The following is a 19,559-nucleotide window of genomic DNA, read 5'->3' on the forward strand; positions in this document are numbered from 1 at the left end:
AAACGGGGCTGGAAGGCCCGCCATGGCATCGCCGGGGTCACCCGCACCATCGAGGTCACCTACGGCGGGAACGGCTGGCACAGCCACCTCCACGTCCTTCTGTGGACCGAGGAGCCCGCCACCCGCGAGAAGGCCGAGGAGCTGCAAGAGCAGCTCTACCAGCGGTGGGCCGACCGCTGCCGCACCGTCAAGCTCCCCACCCCAGACCGCGCGCACGGCGTCCGGGTGGACCCCGTGATCCTCCAGGCCGACGGCAAGGTCCCGCTCAACCTGGTCAAGTACCTGGCCAAGGTGCAGGACAAGGACGTCGTCGACGGCAAGATCACCGCCCGCCCCGTCGCAGCCGAGATGACCCGCGCGGACATGAAGCTCGCCCGTGGCGCCAAGGGCCTGACCGCCTTCCAGCTCGCCGCCCTGGCCGCCACCGGCAACGAGGAGGCCCTCAAGCTCTGGCTGGAGTACGAGTTGGCGACCAAGGGCAGGCAGTGCCTGACCTGGACCGAGGGCTTCAAGGCCCGCCTCGCGGAGCTGGCGGGCATCCCGCTGGACGACTGCAAGGACGAGGACATCCCAGCCGAGGAGGACGCCGAGCGGCGCAAGGAACTGCCCGACCTGGCTATCGCGAGCACGCCCTACAAGGCCAAGATCGCCCGGGTGAAGGGCCGCCGCGCCGACCTGCGGATGGCCGGGGACGCCTACGGCTTGCCCGGCATCGTCGGCCTGCTGATCAGCTGGGGGCTCCAGCCGAAGGCCGACTTTTGGAGGCCCGAGCAGCCGCTCGGCCAGGACGCCAGGATCACCCCCGTTCAGCTCCAGCGCCGCGAGGGCCAGCGCGAAGCCCAGCAGGCCCGGCATGAAGCCCTTCGCCAGCAGCGGGACGGCAACCCGGAGAAGTGGGCGGCTGCCGCCGAGAAGCGCCGCGCCACCCTCGCGCAGAAGGTGACGGCCGACCAGCCTCAGCTCCCCGTCGACCAGCACGACCAGGAGCAGGAAGCCGCCCGGCTCCTCGATGCCCGGGACCGGTTCCTCGCGGCCCGCCGAGCCGTGCAGTCCGCACGCCGCGACGAGCTGGCCGCCGGCCTCGACCGGATCAGGGAGCGGGAGAGCGCCGATGCCGCTGCCCGCTGCTGACCCGAGCACCCGGGTGCGCACCGGGTGCGCACCTGTGCCTCCGCCGGTGCGCACCCGCCCGGCGGAGGTGCGCACACCGGGCGCCGGCCCCGGGGGACCGAGCGCCGTCAGCGGGTGCGGCCGGGTGGTCGATCCCTCCGGCGCAAGCGCCGGAGACCGGGCCCGAGGGGCCCGGTCGCTGGGGTGACGGGCGCTCAGTCGAGTGGCCGTCAGGCGCCTCCCCCGCAGGTCAGAGGGCAGGCAGCCGCTCAGCCGATTACGGGGGAGCGAGCTAGGGATCGGCGCTGCGCTTGATCCTGCTCGCCCGCCTCCTCGCTACGCTTCGGGGCAGGAGGGGCCCCGCCGCCGCTGGCGGCGAGGGGCCCGCCGGCCCGCGCCCGGGGGGCGCGGTCGCGGCACCCGCGAGCGAGGAGAGGTGACCGGCTGTGCCAGCACGGGGAGGCCGACTGACGTCGGCCGGACGGCGTGACCGCCGGTACTCGGTGAACCTGTCGCCGGAGGAGGAGGCGGCCTGGCAGGCCGCCCGGGAGGCGACCGGCCGCAAGGAGCTGGGGGCGTGGGTGCGGGTCGTGGTGAATGAGGCGATCGGCCAGCCCGGCCTGTCCGGCGAGGTGCCGATGCTGCCCGAGGTGAACCACGCGGTGTTCATGCAGTTGGCCGCGATCGGCAACAACCTGAACCAGATCGCCCACGCGACGAACATCCGTGAGGGTGAGATGCCGGTCGGTCTCGTTGACCGGCTGGAAGCCGCGATCGAAGCGGTCGGCAACGCCGCTCTGGTGGTGCGCGGGATGAAGCCGCTCGATCAGGCCGGCCCCGACGGCGGGGCCGACGGCGCGTGATCGGGAAGGTCACCAAGGGGAAGAGCGCCCGCCGCGCCCAGGCGTACGACTTCGGGCCGGGCCGCCGGGACGAACATGAGAACGCCCGGTACATCGCGGGCAACGTCCCCGGGACCTGGCGCCAGGTCGGGGCGCTGATGGACCAGCACGCCGCCCAGCGTGACCTCAAGCAACCGATCTGGCGCTGCTCGCTGAGCCTGCCCGACGAGGACGGGGTGCTCTCCGACGCGGAGTTCGCCGAGATCGCCACCGAGTACGTGAACCAGATGGGCTTCGGCGGGTGCCCGTGGGTCGCGGTCCGGCACGGCGACGACCACATCCACCTCACCGTGGTGCGCGTCGGGTGGGACGGCCGCACCGTGGACGACCACGGCGACTGGATCAAGTCCCGGCCGATCGTGCGGGCGCTGGAGGCCCGGCACGCCCTGGTGAACGCCGACGAGCGGTCAGACCGCAAGGCGCCCCAGGTCTCCGGGCAGGAGCGCGCGGCATCCCAGCGGCGCGGGGCCCCGGAGCCGGAGCGGCTGCGCATCCGGCGCCTGGCCCGCACCGCCCGTCTGGCCGCCGCCGGGACCGGCCGCGAGGCGTTCGAGGCCGAGCTTCGCCACCTGGGCGTGGACTTCCGCGCCAACGTGGCCAGCAACGGCCGGATGAATGGCTACTCGTTCAGCCTGCCGACCTGGACGGACGCCGACGGCGCCCAGATCTGGATCACCGCCTCGAAGGCCGCCAAGGACCTGTCCTGGAACCGGCTCAAGGCAGTGATCGAGCCCCCGCTGCCGCCGGACCAGCCGCCGGTGCCACCGCGGCTTCGCACCGGGCCGCGGCTTCGCGAAGCCGCGGAAGAGCCGGGGGCCACCGCGGACCCGGCCGCGCGGCTGCTCGCCGACCTGCGCGCGCGGCACGGCACGGAGGAGGCCGGCCCCTCGCTACCCGAGATGCCGGACCCCGCCCAGCGCATGGACCGGCGCCCCCACGGCATGCTCGGCGCCGCCGCCCTCGCCTCCCGCCGCGCCGTCGAGCAGCACACGCTGACCGAGTGCGAAGCCGCGCTGAACGCGGCGACCGCCGCCGCGATGCGCCTGGACGGCATAGCGTCCGGCACCGTGCCCGGCACCCAGCAGCGCGCGCTCACCGAGCACCGCGCCCAGCTGGAGGCCGCCGTCGTCCACCAGGGCGAGGCCGCCGGCCACCAGGCCGAGGCCGAGCAGCAACTCGGCGCCGCCCGCGCCGCGCGCCTGGTCGCGGACGAGGCGACCACGAAGGCCGGCCGAAGCCGCCTGGTGCTCGCCGCACTGGGCACCACCAAGGCCGAGCAAGCCGGTATGGCCAAGGCAGCGCGGGAGTTCGCCCAGCGCGCCGAGCTGGCCGCCACCGAGCTGCTCGCCAAGCAGGCCCAGGCGCTCTCCCGGGCGCAGGCCGCAGCGCCCGGGGTGGCGGATCCCGTGCGCGAACTGCAGCACCTGGTCCAGGAGCTGCCCGAACTCGAGCGCGCCGCCCGCCAGGGCGACATCGGCCAGGCCCAGGTCACGCGCGCCGAGTCCGGCGGCACGGTGCAGGCCGCCCGGGTCGCGGTCGGCCAGGCCCGCCAGGCGGTCGCCGCAGTCGACGCCGAGACCGCGCTGCGCAAGACGCTGCCGCCTGCGGTCACCGCCGCCGAGGAACGGGTGCGCGCCGAGCTGGCCCAGCGTCAGCGCGCCCGCGCCGCCCAGTCCCGGAGCACGACGAGCACCAGGCCGCCGCCCTCGAAAAGGGCCGGCCCCTCCGCCGCCGCCCAGCAGTCGACCCCGCCGCCGCGCGGCTACGACCCGCGCGACCGTGGCCGGGGGAGCGGGCCGAGCCGGTAGTGCGCATCGGTGCGCACCCCGCGCACCGCACGGTGGCCGGGTTCCAGTGGTACGAGGGCCGCTTGCCGCGCCCTCGACCCAGGCCCAGGTCGGCACTCCCCGGCGCGCGGTGCGTGCGTTGGCCCGGCCCGCCGTTCGCGCCGGGAAGCACCGCCCCCCCAGCGCGCGGCCGGCCCCCGCCGGACGCCGCCACCGACCAGCGCCGCAGGCCCGCCGAACCCGACCCGCCGCACCAACCAGCCACCCCAACAGCAAGGAAGAAGGGTCAGGAGAGGGATGTCGGAATTTCCGAACCTTGGTGAACGGCACCTGACCTGCACAGATGGCCGCCACGCCTCCGAGGGTGGGTCGAGACATCAGGAGTCACATCGGGAGCTGCAGCAGGAGCCACAGCAGGAGCCACAGCAGGAGTGCCGCGCGGGCCCCTACCGGCCGCGCGCCCACCACCGCGAGCGAGGTTGCTCGGGCACGCTCACCGGGTGCTCGTGAGCGTCGCTCAGGGCAGGTTCCTGGGCTGGCTCAGGGGTGCTCGCGGGTCCGGCGGTGAGCGCGAGCATCGCCCGCCGCAGGTCGCCCAGGTGGGCATCCTGGCGAGTCACGGTGTCCCGCAGGTGCCGGGCGTCCGCCTCGGCGAGCGCCTGGGCGTGCCGGGCGTCGGCCAGCTCCCGGAGCAGGCGGGCGCGCTCACCCTCGCTCAGGTCGCTCACCCCGCTCACGGGTTGCTCGTCCGGGCCGCTCGGGGCGTTCACCCGCAGCCCGGCGGCCAGCAGGTCCTCCAGTGGGATCAGCCAGCCGGAGTCCACCTTCTCGGCGCCGGGGAAGCGTCCGCCCTCGCGGTAGCGGCGGATCGTGGACACGCTCACCCCGCACGCGGCGGCGGCGTCCTTCAGGCTGAACCGGGGTCGTTCCATGCCCGCATCTTCCCGCCAGGCCGGGCGCTCTCGTCCGAGGCCCGCGCCGAAAACTCCCCAGCGCAGGTCAGGGCGGGTGCGCACCCCGGTGTGCACCCCCAGGTCCCGAGGTGCGCACGGCGACCGTCGGGAGATCGGTACGTGATCTGGGTGACGTACCGGGGGAGTGGGTCACGTACCGGGTGGGCAGGCCGGGGAGGATGGCGGCCCGGAGGGCACCAGGGGAGGGGCAGCGATGTACGTCTACGGGTGCGGGGTGTGCCAGACCATCAGCCACCACACCAGCGAGGGGGAGGCGACGGCCGAGCGCGACGGCCACCGCCGCACGGTCCACCACGGACGGGTGCCGATGGGCGAGTGGATCAGGGACACCACCCCGCCGCCCCCGCCGCCGACACCGATGTCCGTCGTGCGCTGGCTGCTGGGCACGTGGCCCGGCCGCGCCGTCGCACTCGTCCTGGTCGTCGTCGTGGTGCGCCTCGGGCTGTTCATCAACGACCTGCCACCGCTGTTCGCCCCGATGCCGCCAGCAGCGCCGGCGCCCACATGGACGAACCCCTTCGCGTCCGAGGCGCCCACGGCTTCCCCGCCCCCTCGGTGACGGGACCGGTTCGGCGGTCCGGCCGCTCACCGTTTCATCACTGACGAAACGAGTAGGGTCGGGCCATGACCGAGGATCAGCAGCAGGGGGACCGGGACCGGCTGTCGCCGTGCGCGTGGTGTGGTGAGCCGTTCAGGCCGCCGAAGCCGACCGGGCGCCGGCCGAAGTACTGCAAGGCGGCGTGCCGTCAGGCCGCGTACGAGGACCGCCTGATCGAGGACGAGGTGAAGGTGGCGCTGGCGTACGGCGAGCGGCGCCCGAAGCCCAGGCGCGGCCGGACGGCTGCGGTCACCGCCCAGGCCGAGCCGGAGCCAACCTTGTTCTGACCAGGCGGACACCCGGGCCGGGGGCCGGCCTTCGCGTGCTCGGCCCGCCATCGTCCTTGCCCCAAAGGGTCGGGCTCGCGGGTCTCCCCCGGTGGGCGGCTCGCGGTGGTGGCCGCGCCCGGCCGCCGCCTCCCGGCTCGTCCGCCCCTCGGGCGGGCGACCCGGACGGGAGTTTCAGCCGTGGAGCTTGCGGAACGGGTGAAAGTCTCGGCCGGGCTTGGCCGGGTGGTGGTGGTCGGGGGTGGCAGGGTTCGGAGGCGTCCACCGGGGGAGACCCGCGTACCGGCCCGCACCACCCACCCACCGGTCACACCCAAGATCACCGGGGCCCCCTCCCTCGGGGCGGGTGGTCCGCCGGAGGCATGTCCGTGACCCGCACCCGTGCGCCTGCGGTCGGCAGGACCGGGGTACGACCGAGCCCCCGCCAGCGAGTGCTGACGGGGGCTCCGGTGGTGCCCCGCCCCTCTTGGGGGAGGGGTAGGCGGGTCGGGTAGGGCGGTCGGTAGGGAGGTGGTAGGGCGGCCGGTAGGCGGCTCTGACCTGCGGTTCCTACCCGGCCTACCGGCCCGGGTGGTGGGGACCGGCAGCGGGTCGGGGGAGGGGTCTCAGGCGGCGCCGCTGGAGACCGCCGGGACGGCTGCCGGGTCGGCCTGGGGAAGGGCGGCCAGCAGCACCGCCGAGCGGACCCGCTGACGGCCCGAGAAGTGCAGCTTCTTCTTCTCCACCACGGGCACCCCGAGGGAGCCCAGATGGTCGCTCAGGTCGGCCACTTCCCAGCCGCCCAGGAGGGAGCGCTTCTCGCCCTCCTCGATCACCTGGGAGAGGTGCGCTGCGGTGCCCTGGTCGGACAGTCCGGCGACGTGCCGGATCAGGGCGTAGAGGGTGGCGGCCGGGGGCGCGTCCTGGATCTCGTCGTCCTCCTGGTCGTCGGCCTCGGGGGAGGAGTCGGCGGTCGCGGCCGGGCCGGCCTTCTCAGCGGAGTCGTCCGCTGCCTGCTCCTGACCCATCACCAGCGCGGCCAGCACCCACAGCGTGACGGTCCCGGCGCCCACGGTTGGCACCCACTTCCCCACCATCGGCCACAGCAGCACGAGAACGCCGGCCGCTCCCCCGATCCGCTTCGCCCAGGTCACGAACGGGTGCTCCGTCTGCTCCGTGTCGGCCGGGGTGGCCTTGGGTGCCGGGTGGCTCGCGCAGTGCTCAGCGTGGGCGGGCTTCTTGTGGTCCGGGTGCTTGCACGGGTCGGGCTCGGCGACGGTCGAGCGTGCCTTCACGGCCGCGATGATCCGGCGGTTGCCCCGGGCGAACGCGGCCAGGCTGACGCCCTCGAACAGCTCTCGCATCAGGCACCGAACCCGTGCAGCAGGGACGCCAGGATGGTCACGGGGATGGCCAGCAGGCCCCCGGCGGTCGAGAGCGCGCCGGGCAGTGCGACGCCCACGATCAGGTCCTTGCCCATGCTCGGCTTGGTGCCGAACCCGATCAGGATCAGGATCAGGGCGACCGCGCCGGCGCCGATCGGGCCGACGGTGCCGGACTGCGCGTTGAGGGACTGGCTGATCGTGGTGGACACCGTGCCGATCTGGCTCAGCGCCTGCCCCGCCCCGGCGGCCAGCAGCCCGAGCGCCGCGCCCCAGTAGATGACGTGGTGCGACTTGACCGGCTGCAGCTTGCCGCCGCCGCGCTTGTGCACGACCAGGGCAACGACGATCAGCAGGATCATGCCGCCGGACCCGATGGCTCCGAACATGTCAGCGACTCCTTTGAGTGTCAGTGGTGGTGGAGCAGGTGGCCGGTGGCGGCCAGCAGGGGAGAGAGGTGGCACACGGCGGCCAGCGCCGAGGCGACGGGGACGCGCGCCAGGACGAGCACGACCACCCGGCCAGGGCCGCGCACCTGCGAGACCGGGGTGCGCCCCCAGCCGCGCACCTTCAAGTCCAGGACGTAGGCGCCGGCCCACGTGCCGATGCCGACCGCCAGGGGCAGGGAGGCGGCCCACTGCACCAGGCCGACGGCGAACCCGGCGCTGGCGCTCAGCGCGGTGAGGGTGCACCAGCGCCGGAACCGGCGGGCGCGCTCGGTGTGTTCGTGACGCCACGGCAGGGTGGCCAGTCGCTGCGCCAGGTGCTGCCGCTTGCGGTCCTCGGCACGGTGACGCTGGGCACGCTCACGAGGGGTCTCCCCCTCAGCCTCGCGTCGCGCGTCGTCCTCCTGACGCTGGCGGCTGCGCCGTTCCTCGGGGGTCTCGGTGATGTACAGGCCCACGCGGTCGATGGCCTCGACGGTGCGCTGCTGGGCCCGGTCGGCGGCGGCCAGGTTCTCCGGCGTCCAGACGGCGGCGGTGGTCTGCGACCACCAGGTGGTGGAGAGGCCGGCGGTCGGTGCGTAGTTCGGGGGCGGGGGCGTGGGGGTGGTCACTGGCCCCACCCGCCCCGGCGGACGAGTTCGCGGATGGCCAGGTAGGCGACCGCCGCGTCGACCGCGACGGCGAGCAACAGGATCAGGGTGCCGATCACTCGGAGACTCCAGGTCGGAGGGGGTGCGCACCCCGCACACCCGAGGTGTGCGGGCGGGTGTGCGGGGTGCGCACCGACGGGCGGTCAGGAGGAGCGCCACCAGGCGCGGGGGGTCGTGCTTGGGTGCCAGGCCGTGGTCGAGCGGCTGGACGGGTAGCGGTCCATCGCGGCCCGCCCGGCGCGGTCGGCTCGGCGGTTGGCTTCGGCCCGGCGTTGCTGGCCGGACCGCTCGTCCTTCTTGCCGAGGCCGAACATCACTGGCCCCCGATCTCGCCGGTCACCACGAACGGGGTGCCGTCGATCTCGCACAGGGCGCGGAACTCGGCGTTGCCGCCCCGGCTGTCGGAGACCTGGACCCGGCGGCACCACTTCTGCCGGACCAGGTCCCGCACGGTGTCGGTGGTGACGGGCGCGGGGACTCGGTAGGCCACCTCGGTGTGACGGCGGGCGACGCCCAAGATCGGAAGCTCGATGATCTCCTTCACTTCGCACCGCCCGACTTGCCGGCCAGCACGAGCACCAGGCGGTCGGCGCTGGCGGTGGTGCGGCTGTCCTTGGGGGTGATCGGGGGGACGGGCGGGCGGGCAGTACCGTGGGCCATGACTGGCTCCCTTTCACGGGGTGACTGCTGGTCAGGGCCCCGCCCGGGGATCTGTGAGAGGTGATGCGGGCGGGGCTTTTGCATGCCGCAGGCCGGTCACCTTCCGGAGCCGTTTGGACCCGGTCGGTGGTGGCGACGAGTAAGAGACTCCCGCATTCCGATATCGGAGTCAAGCCCCGCTGTCGGTATCGCATTCTGCTGACGGTATGCGTATGCTGTGGGGCACCCGCTGAGACCAGGGGACTGACCAGACAGGAGGGGCTCGGCCGTGACCAAGCCGCCGACCAAGTGGGAGCAGGCGCTCAGCGACCTGAGATCCCTGATCGAGACCGACCACTACCCGCCGGGCACTGTCCTGCCGAAACACGCGGACCTGGCGGCCCAACTCGGTTGCAGCGAGGGGACGGTGCGCCGAGCCCTCGACACGCTTGCCCGTGAGGGCCTGGTCAAGGGCGTGCCCGGCCGGGGCACCACGGTCCTGGCCCGGGTCACCAAGGTGCTGAGGACCGACGCGAACCGGGCGACGGCGCAGGCCGAGCGCGGCTTCTACGCCGATGTCCGCGACGCCGGCCTCAAGTCCCACGTCGTCACGGCCCGGGAGTACCGGCCCGCACCCGAGCACGTCGCCGAGATCCTCGGTGTGCCGGTGCGGTCCCCGCTGCTGGTCCGCGACCGTGTGCAGGGCGTCCAGGCCGAGGACGACGGGCCGGTCACCGTGCTGCAGACCGCGTGCAGTTGGTACCTCCCGGCCGTCGCCGAGGCGCTGCCGATCCTCTGGGAGGAGGTCACCGGACCCGGCGGCATGTTGGCCCGCTTCGAGGAACTCGGCCTCACGATCGAGCAGCGGGACGACGTCGTGCCCGCCCTGGCCAGCAAGCGGCAGTGCGAGGTGCTCGGCCTGACGGCCCCCGCGCCGGTATGCCTGGTGACACGCACAACCCGAGACCAGGACGGCCGAGCGCTTGAGGTGACCGACCTGGTCGTCACCGCTCGGAACGTCCTCAGCTACACCCGCTGAACCCATCCGGAACACCCGAAAGGCGCAACCAGTGACCACCGACCAGAACGCCCCCGCCGAGACCGTGCTGCGGACCGCCGAGCACCTGGCCGTCCAGGCTGAGCAGCGCGGGTTCTACGCCGACGTGGCCGCCACCGGGCAGGCCGCCGCCGCCGCCGTCACGATCGAGGACCGGCCCGCGCCGGACCACGTCGCCCAGCTGCTCGGCGTCGCCCCCGGCACTCAGGTGCTCGTCCGCGACCGCGTGCAGGGCGCCGAAGGCCAGCCCCCGCTGCAGCACTCCGTGTCGTACTTCCTGCCCGCCATCGCCGAGGCGCTGCCGGTGCTGCGCGACCTCAACACCGGGGCCGGCGGGTACCTGGCACGGCTGGAGTCCCTCGGGCTGCAGATCGAGCAGGTCGACAACATCCGTCCGGCGCTGGCGACGGCCGAGCAGCGCACCGCGCTGCAGCTGCCCGACCCGGCCGCCGTCGACCTGATCACGCGAGTGGATCGTGACCAGAACGGCCGCGTGGTGCACGTCATGGACCTGGTCCGGACCGATAGGAACGTCACGGTCACGGCGGTCAACCGGGTGAGCAGCAACACCGCCGCGTAGCCCCCGAAAACAGAAGCGGGCCGCCCGGCTGTACCCGGAGCGGCCCCGTGATCCACGGAGGTACCCGTGTCCCACACTGCTGAGTATGACCTGCACACCCCCGAGCACCGCCAGCGTCGCGGGGGTGCGCACCAGGTGCGCACCCCCGCCCACCAGCACCTGAGCAAGGCGGCGGTGGCCATCCTGGCGTTGATCTTCGCCGTCATGGCCGCCGTTGGCGTGGTCGGCGCCTACGGCACCTACGCCAACATGAAGGCCGCCTTCAACGCCTCCGGCACGGCGCTGGGCGTCGTCGCCGCCGGGGAGGGCGCCACGGCCGTCCTGGGCCTGACCCTGATCGGTCTGACCCTGATCTCCCGGCCGTACCCGCTGGCCCTGCGCCTGGGCCTGTGGGTGATCCCGCTCGCCGGGTCGGCCACCGGCATCTCCGTCGCCGACGACGCCCGGCACGCCGTGGTCTACGCCGTGACGCCGCTCGCCATGACCTGCGCCGCCGAGCTGGCCGGGTACCTCGCCCGCTCGATCGTGGTGCACCGCACCGGGGTTGACGCCGAGGCCGACCGCCGGACCGGCGAGACGCTGCGGCGGATCGAGTTCCACCAGGCCCGCGCCCAGCGCCACCCGGACGAGCGGACCCGCCTCCGCTCCGAGCGCGCCGCCTGGCGCCTGGCCCGGAGCCTGGGCAAGGACGACCCGAGGCTGGGCGCCTCGCTCCCGGCCGCCTACGCCGACCGCACGGCGGACACCGCACTGAACGCCCTGGACGCCCTGTACGGCCGCACCCCGGCCGACACCGCCCACCAGGTCGAGCCGCCGCACCAGTCGGTCGAGGCTCCGGCCGCCGCCGAGGTGCTGCCGGAACCGGTGAACATCCCGGTCGCCGAGCAGCAGATCGCGGTCAGCGCCCCGGCCTGGGTGCCGGCACCAGCCGCGCCCGTCGAGCAGCTCGCGCCGGTCGAGCAGCCGACGCAGAGTCAGCCAGCTGCCTACGAGTGGCCGGTGCAGCCCACTCTGGTGCCGGTCGAGGAGGAGGTGCACACCCCGCTCACCGAGGTGCACACCACCTCTGACCAGGACGAGGACGACGCCGAGGGCGCCGACCCGGTGGACGACGAGATGACCGCCCACCGCCGTCGGCAGGTGATCCTCGCCGCAGCCGCCGAGGGCCTGAGCCAGCGCGAGATCGCCCGCCGCGCCGATTGCAGCCCCTCATGGGTCCGCAAGGTCATCAGCGAAGCCGCCGCCTGATCGCCCATCACCTCGGAAGGATGACCACCATGAGCAACCAGCAGACCCAGACCGCCGACGCCTACCGCGCTCAGCTCGTCAGCAACCAGCCCGACGCCCCCGGCTGGCGCCTGTTCGTCGTGCTGCCCGGCCTGGTCAGTGACTGGCCCGAGGCCACCTGGTCCACCAGCAACCCGCCAACCGTCCACCAGCGCGCCACAGCGCTGGACGGCATGGGCTATCGGCACGCCACCCCGGACGGCGCCCCTGAGTGGGACTGGTGCGAGACCCAGCCTTGGGAGGACGACCCGCGCGCCCCGGTGAAGCTCACCGCCGTCGCCCACGTCCGCCCGCTGGAGGACTGACCAGCAGAAATGCCGCAGGGCCCGTCTCCCAAGCGGGAGACGGGCCCTGACGGTCTTCTAGGTCACACTGGCCGCTTTCGCGCCGTGTGCCTCACGTAGAGCCTCCGTACGGCATGATCTACCCAGTACGCAGGCTGGTGCGGGTTCGGGTTGGCGCCCTTACTCCGCTGGCTGAGTCCCATTCACTGTCGCCGGGCAAGGCGCAGACAGCTGAGGAACCCATCGCTTGACCAGCGTAACGGGTGGGGTGCCCCTCCGCACAACACCCCACGAGACTTCGGTGCACACCAGTGCACACCCAGGTGCGCACCCGGTGCGCACCCAGGCCGCTCCCGCATCTGCGGTCGAGCGCCAGGCCAACCCCCCGCGCACCCCCGCCGAGCGTGACGCGGAGCTGGAGCGGCTGGAGCAGCGCCACCGTGCCGCCCGCACCGCCGGGAAGGCCAACCGCGCCACCCGCCGCGCCGAGCAGCAGGCCATCACCCGCGCGGCCCGCCAGCTCTCCGCCGACCTCACCGCCGCCCTGACCGCCGCCGGCCTGGACACCACCCCGGACGCCGACGCCGTCCGCACCGCCGCACTCGGCGCCGCCCTGGCCAGCGTCCCCGCGACCTTCACCACCACCCCCAGCCACCCCCACACGGCCACGGACGGGCCGTCAGCAGCCCCGGACGGCGGCCCGGGTTCGCACGGATTGAGCTACGTTTCCGCCGCAGCTCAGGGGACGTCAGACGGCGCCTGCGGGAAGCTGATCGAACGCAGCGACGCCCGGCTTCGCCAGCTGGACGAGATCCAGGGCTTCACCGGCCTGCCGTCGGTGAAGCTCTGCGACGTCACCACCCTCGGGGAGGCCGTCGGCATCCACGTTCGCAAGGACATCGAGGCCGCCCGCACGTCCTTCTCCGGCCTGGTCAAGTGCGGTTCCGTGTGGGCCTGCCCGCCCTGCTCCGCCGCGATCCGCGCCCGGCGCTCCGCCTGGCTGGAGAAGACCGCCACCGCCTGGCTGGAGTCCGGACGCGGGATCTACATGGCTACCCTGACCGTCCCGCACTGGAAGAACGTCCGGCTCGGCGACCAGTTCGACAAGGTCGCCGAGGGCTGGCGCGGGGTGGGCCAGGGCTCCTGGTGGGTCGGACGGAACGTCATCCGCCAGAAGGCACCCGTGCTGTGGGAGAACCGCCACCGGCACCCCGACCTGCCCGAGGACATCGAGCCGCACGAGGTCGACGGTGAGCTGGTGGTCTGGAAACGGGGCTGGAAGGCCCGCCATGGCATCGCCGGGGTCACCCGCACCATCGAGGTCACCTACGGCGGGAACGGCTGGCACAGCCACCTCCACGTCCTTCTGTGGACCGAGGAGCCCGCCACCCGCGAGAAGGCCGAGGAGCTGCAAGAGCAGCTCTACCAGCGGTGGGCCGACCGCTGCCGCACCGTCAAGCTCCCCACCCCAGACCGCGCGCACGGCGTCCGGGTGGACCCCGTGATCCTCCAGGCCGACGGCAAGGTCCCGCTCAACCTGGTCAAGTACCTGGCCAAGGTGCAGGACAAGGACGTCGTCGACGGCAAGATCACCGCCCGCCCCGTCGCAGCCGAGATGACCCGCGCGGACATGAAGCTCGCCCGTGGCGCCAAGGGCCTGACCGCCTTCCAGCTCGCCGCCCTGGCCGCCACCGGCAACGAGGAGGCCCTCAAGCTCTGGCTGGAGTACGAGTTGGCGACCAAGGGCAGGCAGTGCCTGACCTGGACCGAGGGCTTCAAGGCCCGCCTCGCGGAGCTGGCGGGCATCCCGCTGGACGACTGCAAGGACGAGGACATCCCAGCCGAGGAGGACGCCGAGCGGCGCAAGGAACTGCCCGACCTGGCTATCGCGAGCACGCCCTACAAGGCCAAGATCGCCCGGGTGAAGGGCCGCCGCGCCGACCTGCGGATGGCCGGGGACGCCTACGGCTTGCCCGGCATCGTCGGCCTGCTGATCAGCTGGGGGCTCCAGCCGAAGGCCGACTTTTGGAGGCCCGAGCAGCCGCTCGGCCAGGACGCCAGGATCACCCCCGTTCAGCTCCAGCGCCGCGAGGGCCAGCGCGAAGCCCAGCAGGCCCGGCATGAAGCCCTTCGCCAGCAGCGGGACGGCAACCCGGAGAAGTGGGCGGCTGCCGCCGAGAAGCGCCGCGCCACCCTCGCGCAGAAGGTGACGGCCGACCAGCCTCAGCTCCCCGTCGACCAGCACGACCAGGAGCAGGAAGCCGCCCGGCTCCTCGATGCCCGGGACCGGTTCCTCGCGGCCCGCCGAGCCGTGCAGTCCGCACGCCGCGACGAGCTGGCCGCCGGCCTCGACCGGATCAGGGAGCGGGAGAGCGCCGATGCCGCTGCCCGCTGCTGACCCGAGCACCCGGGTGCGCACCGGGTGCGCACCTGTGCCTCCGCCGGTGCGCACCCGCCCGGCGGAGGTGCGCACACCGGGCGCCGGCCCCGGGGGACCGAGCGCCGTCAGCGGGTGCGGCCGGGTGGTCGATCCCTCCGGCGCAAGCGCCGGAGACCGGGCCCGAGGGGCCCGGTCGCTGGGGTGACGGGCGCTCAGTCGAGTGGCCGTCAGGCGCCTCCCCCGCAGGTCAGAGGGCAGGCAGCCGCTCAGCCGATTACGGGGGAGCGAGCTAGGGATCGGCGCTGCGCTTGATCCTGCTCGCCCGCCTCCTCGCTACGCTTCGGGGCAGGAGGGGCCCCGCCGCCGCTGGCGGCGAGGGGCCCGCCGGCCCGCGCCCGGGGGGCGCGGTCGCGGCACCCGCGAGCGAGGAGAGGTGACCGGCTGTGCCAGCACGGGGAGGCCGACTGACGTCGGCCGGACGGCGTGACCGCCGGTACTCGGTGAACCTGTCGCCGGAGGAGGAGGCGGCCTGGCAGGCCGCCCGGGAGGCGACCGGCCGCAAGGAGCTGGGGGCGTGGGTGCGGGTCGTGGTGAATGAGGCGATCGGCCAGCCCGGCCTGTCCGGCGAGGTGCCGATGCTGCCCGAGGTGAACCACGCGGTGTTCATGCAGTTGGCCGCGATCGGCAACAACCTGAACCAGATCGCCCACGCGACGAACATCCGTGAGGGTGAGATGCCGGTCGGTCTCGTTGACCGGCTGGAAGCCGCGATCGAAGCGGTCGGCAACGCCGCTCTGGTGGTGCGCGGGATGAAGCCGCTCGATCAGGCCGGCCCCGACGGCGGGGCCGACGGCGCGTGATCGGGAAGGTCACCAAGGGGAAGAGCGCCCGCCGCGCCCAGGCGTACGACTTCGGGCCGGGCCGCCGGGACGAACATGAGAACGCCCGGTACATCGCGGGCAACGTCCCCGGGACCTGGCGCCAGGTCGGGGCGCTGATGGACCAGCACGCCGCCCAGCGTGACCTCAAGCAACCGATCTGGCGCTGCTCGCTGAGCCTGCCCGACGAGGACGGGGTGCTCTCCGACGCGGAGTTCGCCGAGATCGCCACCGAGTACGTGAACCAGATGGGCTTCGGCGGGTGCCCGTGGGTCGCGGTCCGGCACGGCGACGACCACATCCACCTCACCGTGGTGCGCGTCGGGTGGGACGGCCGCACCGTGGACGACCACGGCGACTGGATCAAGTCCCGGCCGATCGTGCGGGCGCTGGAGGCCCGGCACGCCCTGGTGAACGCCGACGAGCGGTCAGACCGCAAGGCGCCCCAGGTCTCCGGGCAGGAGCGCGCGGCATCCCAGCGGCGCGGGGCCCCGGAGCCGGAGCGGCTGCGCATCCGGCGCCTGGCCCGCACCGCCCGTCTGGCCGCCGCCGGGACCGGCCGCGAGGCGTTCGAGGCCGAGCTTCGCCACCTGGGCGTGGACTTCCGCGCCAACGTGGCCAGCAACGGCCGGATGAATGGCTACTCGTTCAGCCTGCCGACCTGGACGGACGCCGACGGCGCCCAGATCTGGATCACCGCCTCGAAGGCCGCCAAGGACCTGTCCTGGAACCGGCTCAAGGCAGTGATCGAGCCCCCGCTGCCGCCGGACCAGCCGCCGGTGCCACCGCGGCTTCGCACCGGGCCGCGGCTTCGCGAAGCCGCGGAAGAGCCGGGGGCCACCGCGGACCCGGCCGCGCGGCTGCTCGCCGACCTGCGCGCGCGGCACGGCACGGAGGAGGCCGGCCCCTCGCTACCCGAGATGCCGGACCCCGCCCAGCGCATGGACCGGCGCCCCCACGGCATGCTCGGCGCCGCCGCCCTCGCCTCCCGCCGCGCCGTCGAGCAGCACACGCTGACCGAGTGCGAAGCCGCGCTGAACGCGGCGACCGCCGCCGCGATGCGCCTGGACGGCATAGCGTCCGGCACCGTGCCCGGCACCCAGCAGCGCGCGCTCACCGAGCACCGCGCCCAGCTGGAGGCCGCCGTCGTCCACCAGGGCGAGGCCGCCGGCCACCAGGCCGAGGCCGAGCAGCAACTCGGCGCCGCCCGCGCCGCGCGCCTGGTCGCGGACGAGGCGACCACGAAGGCCGGCCGAAGCCGCCTGGTGCTCGCCGCACTGGGCACCACCAAGGCCGAGCAAGCCGGTATGGCCAAGGCAGCGCGGGAGTTCGCCCAGCGCGCCGAGCTGGCCGCCACCGAGCTGCTCGCCAAGCAGGCCCAGGCGCTCTCCCGGGCGCAGGCCGCAGCGCCCGGGGTGGCGGATCCCGTGCGCGAACTGCAGCACCTGGTCCAGGAGCTGCCCGAACTCGAGCGCGCCGCCCGCCAGGGCGACATCGGCCAGGCCCAGGTCACGCGCGCCGAGTCCGGCGGCACGGTGCAGGCCGCCCGGGTCGCGGTCGGCCAGGCCCGCCAGGCGGTCGCCGCAGTCGACGCCGAGACCGCGCTGCGCAAGACGCTGCCGCCTGCGGTCACCGCCGCCGAGGAACGGGTGCGCGCCGAGCTGGCCCAGCGTCAGCGCGCCCGCGCCGCCCAGTCCCGGAGCACGACGAGCACCAGGCCGCCGCCCTCGAAAAGGGCCGGCCCCTCCGCCGCCGCCCAGCAGTCGACCCCGCCGCCGCGCGGCTACGACCCGCGCGACCGTGGCCGGGGGAGCGGGCCGAGCCGGTAGTGCGCATCGGTGCGCACCCCGCGCACCGCACGGTGGCCGGGTTCCAGTGGTACGAGGGCCGCTTGCCGCGCCCTCGACCCAGGCCCAGGTCGGCACTCCCCGGCGCGCGGTGCGTGCGTTGGCCCGGCCCGCCGTTCGCGCCGGGAAGCACCGCCCCCCCAGCGCGCGGCCGGCCCCCGCCGGACGCCGCCACCGACCAGCGCCGCAGGCCCGCCGAACCCGACCCGCCGCACCAACCAGCCACCCCAACAGCAAGGAAGAAGGGTCAGGAGAGGGATGTCGGAATTTCCGAACCTTGGTGAACGGCACCTGACCTGCACAGATGGCCGCCACGCCTCCGAGGGTGGGTCGAGACATCAGGAGTCACATCGGGAGCTGCAGCAGGAGCCACAGCAGGAGCCACAGCAGGAGTGCCGCGCGGGCCCCTACCGGCCGCGCGCCCACCACCGCGAGCGAGGTTGCTCGGGCACGCTCACCGGGTGCTCGTGAGCGTCGCTCAGGGCAGGTTCCTGGGCTGGCTCAGGGGTGCTCGCGGGTCCGGCGGTGAGCGCGAGCATCGCCCGCCGCAGGTCGCCCAGGTGGGCATCCTGGCGAGTCACGGTGTCCCGCAGGTGCCGGGCGTCCGCCTCGGCGAGCGCCTGGGCGTGCCGGGCGTCGGCCAGCTCCCGGAGCAGGCGGGCGCGCTCACCCTCGCTCAGGTCGCTCACCCCGCTCACGGGTTGCTCGTCCGGGCCGCTCGGGGCGTTCACCCGCAGCCCGGCGGCCAGCAGGTCCTCCAGTGGGATCAGCCAGCCGGAGTCCACCTTCTCGGCGCCGGGGAAGCGTCCGCCCTCGCGGTAGCGGCGGATCGTGGACACGCTCACCCCGCACGCGGCGGCGGCGTCCTTCAGGCTGAACCGGGGTCGTTCCATGCCCGCATCTTCCCGCCAGGCCGGGCGCTCTCGTCCGAGGCCCGCGCCGAAAACTCCCCAGCGCAGGTCAGGGCGGGTGCGCACCCCGGTGTGCACCCCCAGGTCCCGAGGTGCGCACGGCGACCGTCGGGAGATCGGTACGTGATCTGGGTGACGTACCGGGGGAGTGGGTCACGTACCGGGTGGGCAGGCCGGGGAGGATGGCGGCCCGGAGGGCACCAGGGGAGGGGCAGCGATGTACGTCTACGGGTGCGGGGTGTGCCAGACCATCAGCCACCACACCAGCGAGGGGGAGGCGACGGCCGAGCGCGACGGCCACCGCCGCACGGTCCACCACGGACGGGTGCCGATGGGCGAGTGGATCAGGGACACCACCCCGCCGCCCCCGCCGCCGACACCGATGTCCGTCGTGCGCTGGCTGCTGGGCACGTGGCCCGGCCGCGCCGTCGCACTCGTCCTGGTCGTCGTCGTGGTGCGCCTCGGGCTGTTCATCAACGACCTGCCACCGCTGTTCGCCCCGATGCCGCCAGCAGCGCCGGCGCCCACATGGACGAACCCCTTCGCGTCCGAGGCGCCCACGGCTTCCCCGCCCCCTCGGTGACGGGACCGGTTCGGCGGTCCGGCCGCTCACCGTTTCATCACTGACGAAACGAGTAGGGTCGGGCCATGACCGAGGATCAGCAGCAGGGGGACCGGGACCGGCTGTCGCCGTGCGCGTGGTGTGGTGAGCCGTTCAGGCCGCCGAAGCCGACCGGGCGCCGGCCGAAGTACTGCAAGGCGGCGTGCCGTCAGGCCGCGTACGAGGACCGCCTGATCGAGGACGAGGTGAAGGTGGCGCTGGCGTACGGCGAGCGGCGCCCGAAGCCCAGGCGCGGCCGGACGGCTGCGGTCACCGCCCAGGCCGAGCCGGAGCCAACCTTGTTCTGACCAGGCGGACACCCGGGCCGGGGGCCGGCCTTCGCGTGCTCGGCCCGCCATCGTCCTTGCCCCAAAGGGTCGGGCTCGCGGGTCTCCCCCGGTGGGCGGCTCGCGGTGGTGGCCGCGCCCGGCCGCCGCCTCCCGGCTCGTCCGCCCCTCGGGCGGGCGACCCGGACGGGAGTTTCAGCCGTGGAGCTTGCGGAACGGGTGAAAGTCTCGGCCGGGCTTGGCCGGGTGGTGGTGGTCGGGGGTGGCAGGGTTCGGAGGCGTCCACCGGGGGAGACCCGCGTACCGGCCCGCACCACCCACCCACCGGTCACACCCAAGATCACCGGGGCCCCCTCCCTCGGGGCGGGTGGTCCGCCGGAGGCATGTCCGTGACCCGCACCCGTGCGCCTGCGGTCGGCAGGACCGGGGTACGACCGAGCCCCCGCCAGCGAGTGCTGACGGGGGCTCCGGTGGTGCCCCGCCCCTCTTGGGGGAGGGGTAGGCGGGTCGGGTAGGGCGGTCGGTAGGGAGGTGGTAGGGCGGCCGGTAGGCGGCTCTGACCTGCGGTTCCTACCCGGCCTACCGGCCCGGGTGGTGGGGACCGGCAGCGGGTCGGGGGAGGGGTCTCAGGCGGCGCCGCTGGAGACCGCCGGGACGGCTGCCGGGTCGGCCTGGGGAAGGGCGGCCAGCAGC

21 protein-coding genes are annotated in these 19,559 nt (G+C 74.2%); 14 read left to right on the forward strand and 7 right to left on the reverse strand.

Features of this window, described 5'->3' with window-relative positions; translation table 11 throughout:
• From F7Q99_RS40705 to F7Q99_RS39445, 3 genes are all read left to right on the forward strand, one after another.
• The coding region (locus F7Q99_RS40705) for a hypothetical protein (protein ID WP_230211357.1) at positions 1–1,131 on the forward strand (1,131 nt) is incomplete at its 5' end.
• A 425-nt stretch (positions 1,132–1,556) separates the two neighbouring features.
• On the forward strand, positions 1,557–1,973 hold the full coding sequence (locus F7Q99_RS43555) for a MobC family plasmid mobilization relaxosome protein (protein ID WP_153472176.1): 417 nt from the start codon (positions 1,557–1,559) through the stop codon (positions 1,971–1,973).
• Positions 1,970–3,820, forward strand: coding sequence for a relaxase/mobilization nuclease domain-containing protein (locus F7Q99_RS39445; RefSeq protein WP_153472180.1), 1,851 nt, complete (start codon positions 1,970–1,972; stop codon positions 3,818–3,820). The genes F7Q99_RS43555 and F7Q99_RS39445 overlap by 4 nt, the downstream gene beginning before the upstream one ends.
• 425 nt (positions 3,821–4,245) lie before the next feature.
• On the opposite strand, the gene F7Q99_RS39450 is transcribed toward F7Q99_RS39445, so the two are convergent.
• Positions 4,246–4,731, reverse strand: coding sequence for a helix-turn-helix domain-containing protein (locus tag F7Q99_RS39450; protein ID WP_153472183.1), 486 nt, complete (start codon positions 4,729–4,731; stop codon positions 4,246–4,248).
• 235 nt (positions 4,732–4,966) lie between these two features.
• On the opposite strand from F7Q99_RS39450, the gene F7Q99_RS39455 reads away from it, so the two are divergent.
• Together F7Q99_RS39455 and F7Q99_RS39460 are read left to right on the forward strand one after the other, a co-directional pair.
• Positions 4,967–5,332: a hypothetical protein gene (locus F7Q99_RS39455; RefSeq protein WP_153472186.1), complete on the forward strand. Its 366-nt coding sequence runs from the start codon at positions 4,967–4,969 to the stop codon at positions 5,330–5,332.
• A 65-nt stretch (positions 5,333–5,397) separates the two neighbouring features.
• Positions 5,398–5,658, forward strand: coding sequence for a hypothetical protein (locus F7Q99_RS39460; RefSeq protein WP_153472189.1), 261 nt, complete (start codon positions 5,398–5,400; stop codon positions 5,656–5,658).
• 605 nt (positions 5,659–6,263) lie between these two features.
• Here F7Q99_RS39460 and F7Q99_RS39465 read toward each other — a convergent pair.
• The 5 genes from F7Q99_RS39465 to F7Q99_RS39485 form a co-directional block, all read right to left on the reverse strand.
• A complete protein-coding gene (locus F7Q99_RS39465; protein WP_153472191.1) occupies positions 6,264–7,001 on the reverse strand; it encodes a hypothetical protein in 738 nt (245 codons plus the stop codon).
• Positions 7,001–7,408: a hypothetical protein gene (locus F7Q99_RS39470; RefSeq protein WP_153472194.1), complete on the reverse strand. Its 408-nt coding sequence runs from the start codon at positions 7,406–7,408 to the stop codon at positions 7,001–7,003. Before F7Q99_RS39470 ends, F7Q99_RS39465 begins: the two co-directional genes overlap by 1 nt.
• 20 nt (positions 7,409–7,428) lie before the next feature.
• A complete protein-coding gene (locus F7Q99_RS39475; RefSeq protein ID WP_153472197.1) occupies positions 7,429–8,076 on the reverse strand; it encodes a hypothetical protein in 648 nt (215 codons plus the stop codon).
• 182 nt (positions 8,077–8,258) lie between these two features.
• Positions 8,259–8,429 carry a hypothetical protein gene (locus tag F7Q99_RS39480; RefSeq protein WP_153472200.1) on the reverse strand — a complete coding sequence of 57 codons (171 nt, stop codon included), beginning with the start codon at positions 8,427–8,429 and terminating at the stop codon, positions 8,259–8,261.
• Positions 8,429–8,659, reverse strand: coding sequence for a hypothetical protein (locus tag F7Q99_RS39485; RefSeq protein ID WP_153472203.1), 231 nt, complete (start codon positions 8,657–8,659; stop codon positions 8,429–8,431). The genes F7Q99_RS39480 and F7Q99_RS39485 overlap by 1 nt, the downstream gene beginning before the upstream one ends.
• A gap of 384 nt (positions 8,660–9,043) precedes the next feature.
• Here F7Q99_RS39485 and F7Q99_RS39490 point away from each other — a divergent pair, with 384 nt between their 5' ends.
• The 7 genes from F7Q99_RS39490 (at position 9,044) to F7Q99_RS39520 (ending at position 17,049) form a co-directional block, all read left to right on the forward strand.
• The gene (locus F7Q99_RS39490; RefSeq protein ID WP_153472205.1) at positions 9,044–9,793 is read left to right on the forward strand and encodes a GntR family transcriptional regulator; all 750 of its coding nucleotides are present in this window, start codon (positions 9,044–9,046) and stop codon (positions 9,791–9,793) included.
• A 31-nt stretch (positions 9,794–9,824) separates the two neighbouring features.
• Positions 9,825–10,391, forward strand: coding sequence for a UTRA domain-containing protein (locus F7Q99_RS39495; RefSeq protein WP_153472208.1), 567 nt, complete (start codon positions 9,825–9,827; stop codon positions 10,389–10,391).
• A gap of 66 nt (positions 10,392–10,457) precedes the next feature.
• Positions 10,458–11,639 (forward strand): helix-turn-helix domain-containing protein, encoded by a 1,182-nt coding sequence (locus tag F7Q99_RS43560; protein ID WP_153472211.1) that lies wholly within the window; start codon positions 10,458–10,460, stop codon positions 11,637–11,639.
• Positions 11,640–11,668: 29 nt separating this feature from the next.
• A complete protein-coding gene (locus F7Q99_RS39505; protein WP_153472213.1) occupies positions 11,669–11,983 on the forward strand; it encodes a DUF6303 family protein in 315 nt (104 codons plus the stop codon).
• 313 nt (positions 11,984–12,296) lie between these two features.
• On the forward strand, positions 12,297–14,360 hold the full coding sequence (locus F7Q99_RS39510) for a hypothetical protein (protein WP_153472216.1): 2,064 nt from the start codon (positions 12,297–12,299) through the stop codon (positions 14,358–14,360).
• Between the two features lie 425 nt (positions 14,361–14,785).
• Entirely contained in the window at positions 14,786–15,202 is a 417-nt protein-coding gene (locus F7Q99_RS43565; protein WP_153472176.1) for a MobC family plasmid mobilization relaxosome protein, read from the forward strand.
• Positions 15,199–17,049 (forward strand): relaxase/mobilization nuclease domain-containing protein, encoded by a 1,851-nt coding sequence (locus F7Q99_RS39520; protein ID WP_153472180.1) that lies wholly within the window; start codon positions 15,199–15,201, stop codon positions 17,047–17,049. Before F7Q99_RS43565 ends, F7Q99_RS39520 begins: the two co-directional genes overlap by 4 nt.
• Positions 17,050–17,474: 425 nt before the next feature.
• Here F7Q99_RS39520 and F7Q99_RS39525 read toward each other — a convergent pair whose 3' ends face one another.
• Positions 17,475–17,960, reverse strand: a complete 486-nt coding sequence (locus tag F7Q99_RS39525) for a helix-turn-helix domain-containing protein (RefSeq protein ID WP_153472183.1) — start codon at positions 17,958–17,960, stop codon at positions 17,475–17,477.
• 235 nt (positions 17,961–18,195) lie between these two features.
• Here F7Q99_RS39525 and F7Q99_RS39530 point away from each other — a divergent pair, with 235 nt between their 5' ends.
• Both F7Q99_RS39530 and F7Q99_RS39535 read left to right on the forward strand, forming a co-directional pair.
• Entirely contained in the window at positions 18,196–18,561 is a 366-nt protein-coding gene (locus tag F7Q99_RS39530; protein WP_153472186.1) for a hypothetical protein, read from the forward strand.
• 65 nt (positions 18,562–18,626) lie between these two features.
• Entirely contained in the window at positions 18,627–18,887 is a 261-nt protein-coding gene (locus F7Q99_RS39535) for a hypothetical protein (protein WP_153472189.1), read from the forward strand.
• The last annotated feature ends 672 nt before the right edge of the window (positions 18,888–19,559 follow it).

This window comes from Streptomyces kaniharaensis (assembly GCF_009569385.1).
Classification (GTDB): Bacteria; Actinomycetota; Actinomycetes; order Streptomycetales; family Streptomycetaceae; genus Kitasatospora; species Kitasatospora kaniharaensis.

Excerpts from the sequence above, each read along its gene's own strand:
- F7Q99_RS39535 (WP_153472189.1), top strand. The coding sequence starts at position 18,627 with ATGACCGAGGATCAGCAGCAGGGGGACCGGGACCGGCTGTCGCCGTGC.
- F7Q99_RS39465 (WP_153472191.1), bottom strand. The coding sequence starts at position 7,001 with ATGCGAGAGCTGTTCGAGGGCGTCAGCCTGGCCGCGTTCGCCCGGGGC.
- F7Q99_RS39530 (WP_153472186.1), top strand. The coding sequence starts at position 18,196 with ATGTACGTCTACGGGTGCGGGGTGTGCCAGACCATCAGCCACCACACC.
- F7Q99_RS39525 (WP_153472183.1), bottom strand. The coding sequence starts at position 17,960 with ATGGAACGACCCCGGTTCAGCCTGAAGGACGCCGCCGCCGCGTGCGGG.
- F7Q99_RS39480 (WP_153472200.1), bottom strand. The coding sequence starts at position 8,429 with ATGTTCGGCCTCGGCAAGAAGGACGAGCGGTCCGGCCAGCAACGCCGG.
- F7Q99_RS39460 (WP_153472189.1), top strand. The coding sequence starts at position 5,398 with ATGACCGAGGATCAGCAGCAGGGGGACCGGGACCGGCTGTCGCCGTGC.
- F7Q99_RS39450 (WP_153472183.1), bottom strand. The coding sequence starts at position 4,731 with ATGGAACGACCCCGGTTCAGCCTGAAGGACGCCGCCGCCGCGTGCGGG.
- F7Q99_RS39455 (WP_153472186.1), top strand. The coding sequence starts at position 4,967 with ATGTACGTCTACGGGTGCGGGGTGTGCCAGACCATCAGCCACCACACC.
- F7Q99_RS39470 (WP_153472194.1), bottom strand. The coding sequence starts at position 7,408 with ATGTTCGGAGCCATCGGGTCCGGCGGCATGATCCTGCTGATCGTCGTT.
- F7Q99_RS39505 (WP_153472213.1), top strand. The coding sequence starts at position 11,669 with ATGAGCAACCAGCAGACCCAGACCGCCGACGCCTACCGCGCTCAGCTC.